This is a genomic window from Silvimonas soli, assembly GCF_030035605.1.
GTDB classification, from domain to species: Bacteria; Pseudomonadota; Gammaproteobacteria; order Burkholderiales; family Chitinibacteraceae; genus Silvimonas; species Silvimonas soli.
Genome location: NZ_CP106736.1, coordinates 3,999,713 through 4,012,494 on the forward strand (window position 1 = coordinate 3,999,713; position 12,782 = coordinate 4,012,494).

General features: G+C 55.7%; 12 protein-coding genes. 6 read left to right on the forward strand and 6 right to left on the reverse strand.

Translation table 11 applies throughout. The features are described 5' to 3' along the window. Nucleotides 1-33 precede the first annotated feature (33 nt). The 4 genes from N7220_RS18235 (at nucleotide 34) to mscL (ending at nucleotide 4,059) form a co-directional block, all read left to right on the forward strand. Complete coding sequence (locus tag N7220_RS18235; protein ID WP_283148954.1) at nucleotides 34-1,209, forward strand: oxygenase MpaB family protein; 1,176 nt, start codon at nucleotides 34-36, stop codon at nucleotides 1,207-1,209. A 46-nt stretch (nucleotides 1,210-1,255) separates the two neighbouring features. After that, nucleotides 1,256-1,981 (forward strand): transmembrane-type terpene cyclase, encoded by a 726-nt coding sequence (locus N7220_RS18240; protein WP_283148955.1) that lies wholly within the window; start codon nucleotides 1,256-1,258, stop codon nucleotides 1,979-1,981. Nucleotides 1,982-2,473: 492 nt separating this feature from the next. Continuing rightward, on the forward strand, nucleotides 2,474-3,523 hold the full coding sequence (gene rlmM, locus N7220_RS18245) for a 23S rRNA (cytidine(2498)-2'-O)-methyltransferase RlmM (RefSeq protein WP_283148956.1): 1,050 nt from the start codon (nucleotides 2,474-2,476) through the stop codon (nucleotides 3,521-3,523). A gap of 104 nt (nucleotides 3,524-3,627) precedes the next feature. Then, nucleotides 3,628-4,059: a large conductance mechanosensitive channel protein MscL gene (gene mscL, locus N7220_RS18250; protein ID WP_283148957.1), complete on the forward strand. Its 432-nt coding sequence runs from the start codon at nucleotides 3,628-3,630 to the stop codon at nucleotides 4,057-4,059. A 74-nt stretch (nucleotides 4,060-4,133) separates the two neighbouring features. On the opposite strand, the gene N7220_RS18255 is transcribed toward mscL, so the two are convergent. After that, on the reverse strand, nucleotides 4,134-4,451 hold the full coding sequence (locus N7220_RS18255) for a nucleotide pyrophosphohydrolase (RefSeq protein ID WP_283148958.1): 318 nt from the start codon (nucleotides 4,449-4,451) through the stop codon (nucleotides 4,134-4,136). 122 nt (nucleotides 4,452-4,573) lie between these two features. On the opposite strand from N7220_RS18255, the gene ribA reads away from it, so the two are divergent. Together ribA and N7220_RS18265 are read left to right on the forward strand one after the other, a co-directional pair. After that, nucleotides 4,574-5,242 carry a GTP cyclohydrolase II gene (gene ribA, locus N7220_RS18260; RefSeq protein WP_283148959.1) on the forward strand — a complete coding sequence of 223 codons (669 nt, stop codon included), beginning with the start codon at nucleotides 4,574-4,576 and terminating at the stop codon, nucleotides 5,240-5,242. Between the two features lie 200 nt (nucleotides 5,243-5,442). Next, nucleotides 5,443-6,963: a fumarate hydratase gene (locus tag N7220_RS18265; protein WP_283148960.1), complete on the forward strand. Its 1,521-nt coding sequence runs from the start codon at nucleotides 5,443-5,445 to the stop codon at nucleotides 6,961-6,963. 77 nt (nucleotides 6,964-7,040) lie between these two features. Here N7220_RS18265 and N7220_RS18270 read toward each other — a convergent pair whose 3' ends face one another. The 5 genes from N7220_RS18270 to rbsB form a co-directional block, all read right to left on the reverse strand. Further along, nucleotides 7,041-8,564, reverse strand: a complete 1,524-nt coding sequence (locus N7220_RS18270; protein WP_283148961.1) for a pepsin/retropepsin-like aspartic protease family protein — start codon at nucleotides 8,562-8,564, stop codon at nucleotides 7,041-7,043. Between the two features lie 288 nt (nucleotides 8,565-8,852). After that, the gene (locus N7220_RS18275) at nucleotides 8,853-9,242 is read right to left on the reverse strand and encodes a lysozyme inhibitor LprI family protein (protein ID WP_283148962.1); all 390 of its coding nucleotides are present in this window, start codon (nucleotides 9,240-9,242) and stop codon (nucleotides 8,853-8,855) included. 220 nt (nucleotides 9,243-9,462) lie between these two features. Then, nucleotides 9,463-10,440, reverse strand: coding sequence for a gluconeogenesis factor YvcK family protein (locus N7220_RS18280; protein ID WP_283148963.1), 978 nt, complete (start codon nucleotides 10,438-10,440; stop codon nucleotides 9,463-9,465). A 120-nt stretch (nucleotides 10,441-10,560) separates the two neighbouring features. Next, on the reverse strand, nucleotides 10,561-11,583 hold the full coding sequence (locus N7220_RS18285; RefSeq protein WP_283148964.1) for a substrate-binding domain-containing protein: 1,023 nt from the start codon (nucleotides 11,581-11,583) through the stop codon (nucleotides 10,561-10,563). A gap of 173 nt (nucleotides 11,584-11,756) precedes the next feature. After that, nucleotides 11,757-12,704: a ribose ABC transporter substrate-binding protein RbsB gene (gene rbsB, locus N7220_RS18290; protein ID WP_283148965.1), complete on the reverse strand. Its 948-nt coding sequence runs from the start codon at nucleotides 12,702-12,704 to the stop codon at nucleotides 11,757-11,759. Between the last annotated feature and the right edge of the window lie 78 nt (nucleotides 12,705-12,782).

Here is a 12,782-nt window from a genome sequence, read left to right on the forward strand (position 1 = left end):
GATCTGGCGCTTTGTTACCGTGTCAGGATTGCCATGCAAGACTGGAGTGACTCGTTCCTTGACGGACTCAAGCGCACTGCCGACCCGCTCGCCGACGATTGCATCCGGCAGTTGATCGAGCAGGGCGATATCGCTAGCGCCAATAAAGTCCTCGCCCGCCTCGAAAGCAACGAGCCCTGGCCGGACGATACGCCACCCCTGCTGGCGCAATACCTGAGCGCCACCGCGCAGTTGCCTGCAGACGTTGATATGCAGCGCATCCATCGCGCGCAGCAGTTTTTTACCACATTCGGATTGCAGTTCGGCGTCAGCTTGTTATGTCGCTCGTTGCCCGTGTTGTATGCCGGCAAGCAGGGCGGCGCGCAGGTGCTGGCGTCTACCGGCCAGCTAACCAGTCACTTTGAACGCCGCGCTTCAGAAACCCTGCGCTTTATTCTTAACGCTGCCGAACCGGGCGGGCTGGATGCGGGCGGCAAAGGTCTGCTGACTATCCGCAAAGTGCGGCTGATGCACGCAGCGATCCGCCACTTTGCTCTGGCCGCCCGTGGCTGGCCGCAAAACGCTTGGCCGGAACAATGGGGCATGCCGATCAATCAGGAAGAACTCGCTGGCACCATGCTGGCGTTTTCCATGGAAGCGGTCGCGGGCTTGCGGGTGCTGGGCGTAAACGTCTCGGCACAGGACGAAGAAGACCAGTTGTATCTGTGGAAAACCATCGGCGCCGTGCTGGGCATTGTGCCCCAAGCCATGCCGGACGACGCAGCCAGCGCAGCCGTGTTCTGGAAGGCGCTGGATCGGCGCAATTTTGGTCCATCCAAAGCCGGGCAATTATTGACACAGGCCCACGTTCAATTTTTGCAGCAAAACCTGCCGGAAATCGCTGGCGGGCTGGTGCCTGATCTGATGGCCGTGCTGCTCGGCCGCCGCGCCGCTGGTTATCTCGGCCTGCGCGAAACACATTGGTGGAGTTGGGCGATTGATCTGATGCGTTGGGTGTTCCGCATCAAAACCCGGCTGGCGCACAGCTCGCATACCGCTGAAAGTTTTATGGGCGAATACGGCAAGGCGTTAATGGAAGCTTTGCAACATTACTGGGCTGGCCCCAATCCGGGCACGCCATTCCGGATTCCGGATCGCCCGCTGGAACCGGTCGGTGCGAAAGACGCGGCACCGGCAGTGGAACAGATGTCGCCCGCAAGTCAGGCTTGAAGTTCCGGTTTTTCCCACCAATCACAGCAAGACGCAAGGAGCAACCATGCAGTTTTCCATTGCCAGCGGCGCCAATGATCCGGCCGCGTTGTTCAATAGTGTCAGTGTGGATGGCAGCATCTACACCACGCCTCAGTTGATCATCTTTGCCGCGGGTTGCTTGTTGTGGGTGGTGGCCTATGCCTTTGTGTTCTTGCAGGCCAAACGCAACCACGTGGTGGAAATGGCCGTGCTGGCAGGGGCGAGCAATCTGGCTTGGGAGTTTGTCTGGGGCGTGCCGCTACGCACCGATATGGGTGTTTTTCTGGTCTGGACTTACCGCGCGTGGTTGTTCTTTGATCTGTTCATTTTCTGGCAGGTGCTGCGGGTGGGGCGTAACCAGTTTGATACGGACTTTTTCAAGCGCCATTACTACGCCGTGGTGTGCTCGTCGGTGGTGTTCTTTGTGGCGCTGTATTGGGGGATGACACTGTCAGGCATTGATTCGCCCATTGGTGCGCGCTCGGCTTATGTCTGCCAGTTCATCATCAGCATTCTGTGTCTGGTGCTGCTGATCCGTCAGCCATCCATGATTGGTTATGCGTGGACGATTACCTGGCTGCGCAGCCTGGGCACCTTGCTGGTATCGGTGTTTATGGTGATGCATTACCCCCAAGACGTGTTCTTGATGGTGCTATGCGCGGGTTCGACGCTGCTGGATGCTTGTTACTGCGCATATTTTCTGCGCCTGCGCAGTGGTCAGGTGTTGGCGCCAGTGCAACAAGCCATTTGACTGCTAGGGCGGCTGCAACCCGCCGTTGCGGCCTTGATTTGCTTTGTTATGCCTTCGGCACGGGTGTTAAAGGCGTTTGATGCCCCGGGGTGCCGGGGAGCACGACACCTTTCTTTGCTTCGCCAAATAAAGGTGTCCCAAAGTCCCGTCAAGCCGGGATAGCAAAAGGCGACCCGGGACGCGAGCGTCCAACGGGGCTCAAAGTCAAAAGCCGAAACAAACAGACTGTTTGCCAGTTGCCTTTACGCGCATCCTGCGTCCCCTCGGTCGGCGTGTTCAGCGATATTGTTTGCCGGCACCACAACCAAATCAAATCACTGCAACCTGGGTTGCGTCGTATGGATTTGAAGCAAACTGCCATAGGGTGGGTTGGCCGACAGGCGTAACCCACCAAACAGCCTGGATTAAACCCTCACTTCGTCAGCAGTTTTCGCTTTCATCAAGCACTCAGGTATCCTGCGCCTTTGAATGATTTGATTAGAAAGCGATTCCATGCGTCACGCGTTACTGTTTTACTGCCGGGCCGGGTTTGAAAATGATTGCCGCCAGGAGTGGGAAGCCCGCTCTGGTCAGACTGGCGGCTGGGAGTCCGAACCCGGTTTTGCCCTGTTCAAACCAGGCAAAGGCGGCGAAGCCGACCCGAATCCGCCTGAACCCAAAGAGCTGATCTTTGCCCGGCAAACGCTGCACGTGCTGGCTGATGTGCAATTGGGTGAGAAAGATCGCCTGACGCCGATTCTGGATGCGCTCAAATCCAGCAAAATCAGCGCGTTTAACGGTGTGTGGCTGGAACATCCCGATAGCGATGCCGGCAAGCCGTTGTCTGGTTTTACCCGCCGCTTTACCGACATCGTCGAAAAAGCGCTGAACGAGCGTAACTTGATCGACCCCAAGGCGCGCTTTCGTCTGCATTTGTTCTTTCCGTCGATGACGCGTGCGCTGGTGTGTTCTGTTGATCCGGAAGTCGCCGCCAGCCCATGGTTGATGGGCATTCCGCGTGTGCGTATGCCGTCCGAAGCGCCGAGCCGTTCTACGCTCAAATTGTCCGAAGCGTTCATGACGCTGGTGCCGGACGCCGACCAGTTACTTAAATCCGGCATGACCGGTGTGGATCTGGGCGCGGCACCCGGCGGCTGGACATTTCAGTTGGTCGCGCGCGGTCTGAAAGTGTTTGCTGTGGATAACGGCCCGATGAAGGGCGACATGGCCATTCACCCGCACGTTAAACACATGCGCGAAGACGGTTTCAAATACAAACCGCAACATCCGGTGGATTGGCTGGTGTGCGATATGGTCGAACAACCGGCACGTATTGCCCAATTGATCGCCAAATGGCTGGCCAGTGGTACGGCGCGCCATGCCGTGTTCAACCTGAAATTGCCGATGAAAAAACGCTGGGCAGAAATCGAACGCTGCTTTGAGTTGATCGACCAGACCATGAACGCCGCCCACGTCCGTTACGCACTGACGGCAAAGCATCTTTATCACGATCGCGAAGAGGTCACCTGCTATCTGACCCGCCTGAAAGCACCGCGTCGCTAATCTGACGCGGGCAAAGGTTAAAGGCGCGAGATTTGACAGGCTTGCGCCTTACTGACTAACCTTTATGCCATATTCATGTCAGAGCAAATCAGGGGTAGGCACTCATGTTGAAAGAATTCAAAGAATTTGCCATGCGTGGCAATGTGGTCGATCTGGCCGTCGGTGTGATCATCGGTGCCGCTTTCGGCAAGATTGTCGACTCGCTGGTCAAAGACATCATCATGCCGCCGATTGGTCTGATTCTGGGCAAGGTGGATTTCGCCAATCTGTATGTGCTGTTGAAAGAAAGCGATAAAGTGCCCGGCCCGTATCCAACGCTGGAAGCCGCGCAAAAGGCCGGGGCGGTGACACTCAATTACGGCAACTTCATTAACGTTGCAATCAGCTTTGTGATCGTGGCATTTGCGGTGTTTTTGCTGGTGAAGGGCCTGAACAGCATGAAGCGCGCGCAGGATGCTGCGGCGGCTGCACCGGCTCCCACCCCAGAAGATGTGCAATTGCTGCGTGAGATTCGTGATTTGCTGCAGAAAAAGTAATCCGTTCAGATTGATGGACACGAAAAAAACCGGCTGCGATTGCCGGTTTTTTATGCGCGGCCAAAGTAATCCGATCACGGCAACGGCGGATGTTTTTGTGCATTCAGCACCAGTTTGCGCTGGATTGCAGCTTCGATATCCACCTGCATGACATCTGCCAGTTGCAGCATATACAGCATCACGTCGGCCATTTCCTGCTCGACCAGATCGCGCCTGGCATCATCACTGGCCAAAGCTTGCGACTCTTCCGGGGTTAGCCACTGAAAGTGCTCAACCAGCTCTGCCATCTCCACCGACATGGCCATAACCAGGTTTTTGGGCGTGTGATAACGCGCCCAGTCGCGAGCCTGAACGAAGTCCCTCAATTGTTGCTGCAGCGCGGCTAAATCCATAAATCATCCTTATCAATTCGTACTTCTCAAGTTCTGTAACGGTGCTGGTGGTATTGAATATCCGCAGGATGGCACCATCATGTTATTTGACTAATAACAGACTCTGCCTGTCGGACTATTCCATGCCCAATTCTCATGCCAGCGCGGCCCTTGAAGGCGCGACCCGTCTGGTCGACGCTGTTGCCACTTCCCGTTTACCCACGCGGCATGGCGAGTTTACCGCCCATGTTTATCACTCGCGCCGCGATGGTGTCGAGCACGTTGCGCTGGTTGCTGGCGAAGTCACTGGCCATGAAGCGGTGTTGGTGCGTTTGCATTCCGAATGTCTGACTGGCGATGTGTTTGGTTCTTTGCGTTGCGACTGCGGCGAACAACTGGATATGGCGCTGGAGCGCATCGCCAAGAAGGGCACCGGTGTGTTGCTGTACTTGCGTGGTCAGGAAGGTCGCGGTATCGGGCTGGCGCACAAAATCCAGGCCTATGCTTTGCAGGATCAGGGCATGGATACGGTCGATGCCAATGTGGCGCAAGGGTTACCGATTGATTCGCGCAGCTACGAAGCCGCCGCACAAATTCTGCAGGACCTTGGCATCAAGTCGGTGCGCCTGATGAGCAATAATCCGAAAAAGCTGGCCGCGCTGGAAGCGGCAGGTGTGCCAGTGGTAGAACGGTTGGTGCATCAAGTCGTACCCAATGCCGAGAATCGCCATTACCTGGAAACCAAGCGGGTCAGAATGGGCCATATGCTGGCACCGGATACACATCTGAACTACCGCTCGCATAACGAATAAACGTTACCTGCCACCCAACAAAAAGTCCGGACCAAGATCGAATTTTCGACTTGCCCCGGGCTTTTTGCATTCCAGGTATACCGCGTAAGCCCGCCGCCTCGAACACACTTTCCATCGATATACGTGTAACCCGCGCCAACACGACTACAGAGTGTTTGGTAAAATCATCGTTTTCCTTCCCCTGCACCACGGAGCACGTCATGACCGTCATCCGCCAGGACGACTTGATCGAGAGCATTGCCGACAGTCTGCAATACATCAGCTATTACCATCCGGCCGATTACATCAAGGCGCTGGGCAAAGCCTATGAACGGGAAGAAAGTCCGGCGGCGAAGGATGCCATTGCGCAGATTCTGACCAACAGCCGCATGTGCGCTGAAGGGAAACGGCCTATTTGCCAGGACACCGGTATCGTTACCTGTTTTGTGCGCGTCGGCATGAATGTGCAGTGGGCCGGCGCGACGATGTCTGTCACTGACATGATCAACGAAGGCGTGCGCCAGGCGTATCTGCATCCGGATAACAAGCTGCGTGCGTCGATCCTGCAAGACCCGGCGGGCGGGCGCAAGAACACCAAAGACAACACACCGGCAGTAATCCATTACGAGATCGTGCCCGGCGATACGGTAGAGATCGATATCGCGGCCAAGGGCGGCGGTTCGGAAAACAAATCCAAGTTTGTGATGCTCAACCCATCCGATTCGATTGTGGATTGGGTCATCAAAACCGTGCCATTGATGGGCGCGGGCTGGTGTCCGCCAGGCATGCTGGGTATCGGCATTGGCGGCACAGCAGAAAAAGCCATGCTGCTGGCCAAAGAGTCGCTCATGGAAGAAATCGATATCCATGAACTGATCGCCCGCGGCCCCAGCAATCGCGTCGAAGAACTGCGCCTTGAGTTGTACGAAAAAGTGAATGCGCTGGGTATTGGCGCGCAAGGTCTGGGTGGCTTGGCCACGGTGCTAGATGTGAAGATCAAAGACTACCCAACCCACGCTGCCAGCTTGCCGGTGGCGATGATCCCGAACTGTGCTGCTACGCGTCACGTGCATTTCATCCTGGACGGCTCCGGCCCGGCGCAGCTGGAAGCCCCCAAGCTGGAAGACTGGCCGGATGTGACTTGGACACCATCCGCTGCCGCTGTGCGTGTTGATCTGAACAACATCACCCCGGCCGAAGTGGCGACCTGGCTGCCCGGCCAGACTTTGTTGTTGAATGGCAAACTGCTGACCGGCCGCGACGCTGCACACAAACGCATGATCGACATGCTGAACAAGGGCGAGCAACTGCCAGTCGATTTCACCAACCGCTTTATCTATTACGTTGGCCCGGTTGATCCAGTCCGCGACGAAGTGGTTGGCCCGGCAGGCCCGACTACCGCCACCCGCATGGACAAGTTCACCCGTCAGATGCTGGAAACCACCGGTTTGCTGGGCATGGTTGGCAAGGCTGAACGTGGCCCGACCGCCATTGACGCCATCAAAGACAACAAAGCGGTTTACTTGATGGCAGTAGGTGGCGCGGCGTACCTGGTATCCAAAGCCATCAAGGGCAGCAAAGTAGTTGCGTTTGCCGATCTGGGCATGGAAGCCATTTACGAGTTTGATGTAGTGGATATGCCGGTAACCGTGGCGGTGGATTCGACCGGTATTTCGGTGCACGCGGTGGCGCCGAAAGAATGGCAGGCGAAGATTGGCTTGATTCCGGTCACGGCAAGCTGAGGTGTCTTCGTAACAAATAAAAAAGCAGCGGTTACGCTGCTTTTTTATTTGTTCGTCCACCGAGTACTGACCCGCTCTCAGAGCAATTCGTTCATATGCACCGGCGAAGTGTCGGCATCGCGCATATGCGAGTTTGGCTCCATATATACCGTGTTGTTGTTCAAATCGAGGGTCAGATTAAAACGGCGCAGCACGCCCAGACCCAAAACCCCATCGGTGGCTTCGCTGGCGAGCATGCCTTTACGCATGCTGGTCAGATCAGCGCCGAATGTAGGCACTGTGACTCCTGCAATGCTGAGCGTTTCAATCGAAGCGCGGCGGCCGAAGATCCAGCCGCCAAATCCGCTGCCAATGGGCCGTTCACGAGTACAGCGTAGGCGATTGAAAAGATTGTGGCTGCGCACGTAGGGTGCGCTCAACACCATGTTCATGCTGGTGCCGGTATCAAGCAGCAAATTGGCCTTGTCACCTTCAAGTTGCGTTGCCACTACAAAGCGCCCGCCCATGACCTTGGCTGGCAAGGGCTGGGCATTGCCCTTGTAATGATAGCTATCTCGCGGATAAAGGGTCATTTCATTACGATCAAAGTCGATATGGACCACGAACCGTGTCATCAATTCGGTGCCAATCATTCCGGCAAAATCCGGAATCTTTTCCGGATTACGTGCGACCAGATCAGACATGGATGTCGTTAGCGCGCGTCGCTGTGTCAGTTCCAGTGTTCCCAGGCGAAGATCAAGCGGCGGGGTGATGCCACTTTTTTCAGTACCGGACCCCATCCCTGAAATATGCCACCAAGGTTCGCTTGCAATGTGCAACCGGTTCAGCGCGGATTTGTCCAGAATGAAATCTGCACCCGTATCAAATATCAACTCCTGCTCAGGTTGTCCATTGAAGCTGGCGCGCAGCACGATCCTGTCTTCAACCAGCCGGAACGCAATTGTGGCGTGATCCGCGCCGTCGACAATGCGCCAGTTAACAGGTGCGGTGGGTATTTTCCAGCTAGATACTGACTGCAGTGGCAATATCTCGTACGTATTGCTGGCATGAGCCTCTACATCGTTGAACTCGGTTATCTGATGCTGCGGCAACAATACGTCACCCACCTTCACCCAATCGATAAACGTAAGACGGTAGTTCCATTCGCCAGCCTTGGTACTGGGCACTTGCGCACGGTCGGGCAAGTGATTGTCGCGGCGGAACCAGACTTCGCTGCCGCTGCTTTGATGGCCTTTGGTCACCAGCACGTCGCATTGCGTATTGCCACAAGGTTCAGTGCGGGCCCAGTGATAATCGGCGGACAATCGAGTACTCGCTGGAATGCCTGCTCCGCTGAACATGAAGCTGTTCAGTAGCAGCCAGTTACCCGCAGTGCGGCTGGTATCGCCATTTACGCTGCCATACCAGCTGCCCTGGCTATCCACACCCACACTTTGTAACTGACCTCGTTCATGGATGGCGGTTTCGAAATAACCGCTGCCGGTGTCTACCCGGCTGATCCATTGGTCACGGGTTGGATCAAGCTGGTAGCCGGTGTCGGTGCCGCTCACTGTTGCGGTGACAAGATACGACGGGAGATTGGCAATGGCTGACATCCCCATTGATTGTTCCGCAGCGTCAAGGATTGTGTCGGCATCTGGCGTCGTTTGGGCCTGCGCTGCCGCTGCACATAGAATCAATATACTTACAATATAATTTTTCAATTTTTTGTCTGGTGTCAGAAAAATCGAAAGCATAGAGTGCCTTGCGGTTTGTGGCGATCCTGAGTTGCCGCGGTGTTGTGCGGGATCAACACCTTGTTGGAATCGGAAAACAGGGCGAGATTATGAGATTGCAGCCCAAATATAAACGCCGCTGAAAAGCGGCGTTTTTTTTGGATTATTTGTTCGTTATTGCTGAGACAGCTTGCCCGCCTCACAACCCGTGCTGCTGCATTCGCGCTGGCGCTCTTTCAGGAAGTCCAGACGGGTTTGGGTCATGGTCACCGCGCAATCCAGATTCACGAAGTAGCCGGTACTGTCTTCGCGGCTGCATTGTTCGTCGCGGCTTTTGATCCAGGCCAGTTGCGATTGCTTGAGTGTATTTTGTTGATCTGGCGTCAATTGTTTGCGCAGTTCGCCATAAGTCTGGTTAAGCGATTTGTCGGTTTGCGAGAACAGATTGCCAGCACAGTACACCGTATCGAAAGCATTACGTGGTTTGCCACAACCCGCTGCTTGCGCGCCACCAGCCAGCAGGCAAGCCATCATTGCAACGCCACCGAGCAGTTTCTTGTTCATCAGTTTTAGTCCCGAAATCGATAGGCCCTAAGGGCACTTGAAATAAAAAATGGGCTCATGTTTTGCCCATGATCCGGCACGGCCGGTTGGTTATTGCACCGGCGCAATGGTAATCCGGCTCGCATTATATGCATTCAGTTCGGGAATTTCGAAAAAATCTGATACGAAACTGACAGTGTGCTTTGGTCGGCTACTGGTTTACCAGAAACCGGTTATGTTGTCAGACCTTACCCAAAGCAATGGCATACACCGCTGCGGCCAGCTTGATTGGATCGTGACGCACAGTGCCATCGCGCAGGTCAGCAATCCGGGATGGAATCACTTCAATGCCCATATCGGCGAGTTTGGCAAAATCGTTGTCTACCGGCTGCGCCTCTTCTTCGGCGTAGCGCTGCAACGCATCTTCCGGAATGGCTTCGTCGTTGACGATCACCTTGGACACCTTGCTAATGCCGTGGTCGAGAATGGCCTGTATATGCTGCGAAGCCGTCATGCCATCGGTCTCACCATGCTCGGTCATCAAGTTGCAGATATAGACTTTGTCTGCATGCTCGTTGCGATTCACCGCGTCAGCGATTTCGGGCAGCAACAGATTAGGCAGTACGCTGGTAAACAAACTGCCCGGGCCAAGCACAATGAGATCGGCCTGTTCTATGGCGTGCACTGCTTGCGGTTCGGCATGCGTATCGTGGTCGAAAAACACCCGCCGGATGCGGGAACCCTGAAAAGCCAGTTGCGATTCGCCGGTAACCAGCCGACCGTCTTCCAGTTCGGCGTGCAATATGGCCGCAGTCGGGCAGGCGGGGTAAACGCGGCCCTTGATATTGAGCACCTTGCCCATGTTTTCCACTGCTTTGACAAAATTGCCGTCGGTGAGGGAAAACATCGCGGTGAGCAATAAATTGCCCATGGAATGTCCGTCCAGATAATGATGGCCTTCATCACTACTGAAACGAAATTGCAGCAGGTCGCGGAACAAGCCCTCGGCGCCGCTCAAGGCGACCAGCACATTGCGGATGTCTCCGGGCGGCGGTACTTTGAGTTCGCGGTGCAGAATGCCGGACGAACCGCCATCGTCAGCCACTGTGACAATGGCCGAAATATCTACCGGAAAATGCTTCAGACCGCGTAGCAGTGAAGACAATCCGGTGCCGCCACCAAGGGCAGCTACTTTGGGGTAGGTCGGAGAAACGGGCATAAATGGTACGGCCAACCTGCGAGTCAAGACGAAACCCAGAGTTTAGCCTTAGATCCTGCGCGGTACAGTCTGAATTTGCACAAGTCTGATCTGGCTGTGCAACCTGCGCCACGCGGTGACTTACAAGGCGCTCCCACGCGGGCGCCGGTAATGGATGTAAGCGGGGACGAGCATTGATGCGGGTGTTGCGGCGCCTTCCAGCATGGCGATGACTTGAGCCAGACTTTGCTCGGCCAGTTGGCGGCTGTCCTGGACAATGGCATCAATGGCCATGGGCAGGCAATCCAGTAGCTGGTGATCATCGAAAGTCAGCAAACGCCCTGGCGCCTGGGTGAGTTGGTGAGCTTCGTTGATAAACGACAACACGCCTTCCAGCAGCGTAATCGACCCGGCAAACAAGGCTTGTGGATAACGGCCATGCGCTTCGAACCATTGCTTCATCAGCAGGTAACCGGATTCACGCTGGTAATCCCGCTCAAACACCCAATCGTTCTGTTCGGTCAGCTGATGCGCTGCCAAGGCTTGGCGATAACCCGCCAGACGATCACGGCTGGCAGATACTTCCGGCTGGCCGCCAAAGTAGACCACTTCCGTCGCGCCTTGGGCGAGCGCATCTCCCACCAGACTGGCCACCGTTTCGGTGGCATCGGTTACTACCGAAGGAATGTCGGCATCATCAAGTCGACGGTCAGCAAACACAAACGGCAGCCGCTTGACCCATTTCTGGTAACGCTTGGCATCGGCGGAGCAGGGCACGACCACCACGCCGTCCACCTGACGGGCGACCAGATGCGCAATGCCTTCTGTTTCACGAACCGGGTCTTCGTCGCTAGTCACCATCACCATCTGATAACCGCGCTCGCGGCAGAGCGATTCCAGCGCTTGTGCCAGTGCCGAATGCGCCGAGTTGGTTAAGTCCGGAATGACCAGGCCAATGGTGTTGCTGCGCCGCGAGCGCAAAGAGCGCGCGGATTGCGACGGGCTGAAGTGATGCTCCGCCGCCACTTGCTGCACCCGTTCAACTGTGGCTTTGGAAATGCGATAACGCTCGGCATAGCCATTCAACACCATGCTCGCGGTGGTGCGGGAGACATTCGCCAGCCGCGCGATGTCGTCGATGGTCAGGCGCTCGAATTGGCTCACTGCGATTTCCTGGTGTGCTGGCTCAGCTTGGCGGGACTACCGGCAAGATAGCTCAACACACCGTGTCATTGGTTACAAAAAACGGCCCCCGGACAAACACTGTCGCGGGGGCCGGAGTCTCTGCGTTGATGTCGGTGTCAGCGCTGGATTGTATTACGTCATTACTGCGGATGTTATTGCTTGATCAGATTGAGCGGCACTGGAATGAATTTATCCACGGGCTGACCATCGATCAGCTTCTTGGCCGCTTGAACGCCAAACTGGCCAATCAACTCCGGTTGTTGCTGCACAGTAGCCGCCATATTGCCGGATTTCACTGCAGCGATGGCATCTGGCGTGGCATCAAACCCAACCACCACCACGTTCTTCAGACCAGCAGCTTGCAGCGCTTTGACTGCACCCAGCGCCATTTCATCGTTATGGGCAAACAGGCCTTGCACATTCTTGTTGCCCTGAATGATGTTCTCAGTCACCGACAAACCCTTGGCACGGTCAAAATCAGCCGGTTGTTTGGCAACCAGTTTGATATCAGCCTTGCCATCGATCACCGAGTGGAAACCCTGACCGCGTTCACGCGCGGCGGAAGAACCGGCAATGCCTTCCAGTTCGATCACATTGCCTTTGTTGCCCAGCTTGTCCAGCAGGAATTCGGCCGCCATTTTGCCGCCAGCCACGTTGTCCGAAGCAATGTGTGCGCTGACTTCAGCGCCGTTCACGCTGCGATCCAGCGAGATCACCTTGATACCTTTATCGGTGGCTTCTTTCACCACATTGGCTACGGCGGCGGAGTCGGTCGGGTTGATCAGGATCACGCTTACTTTTTTCTGGATCAGGTCTTCCACGCTGGCTTGTTGCTTGGCGGGGTCGTCCTGCGCATCCACGGTAATCAGCGTGATGCCTTCTTTCTTGGCTTCGTCTTCTGCGCCTTTACGCAGCGCCACAAAGAACGGATTGTTCAATGTGGAAATCGACAAGCCCACGCTGGTGTTGCCGCTGGCAGTTGCGGCTGCGGACGCTGGTGCGCTGGCCGCGGTGCTGGCCGAATCCGGGCCTTGTTTGGAACAAGCCACGATGCCAACGGCAAGCAGGCTAAGCAGCAGCGGGGAAATAATACGTTTCATGATCGAACTCCTAAGTCCTGTACAGCGTTTTTGTTTACGGGTTGCAAGCTACTTCTTGTGAGTTTTTGACTGCTCTTG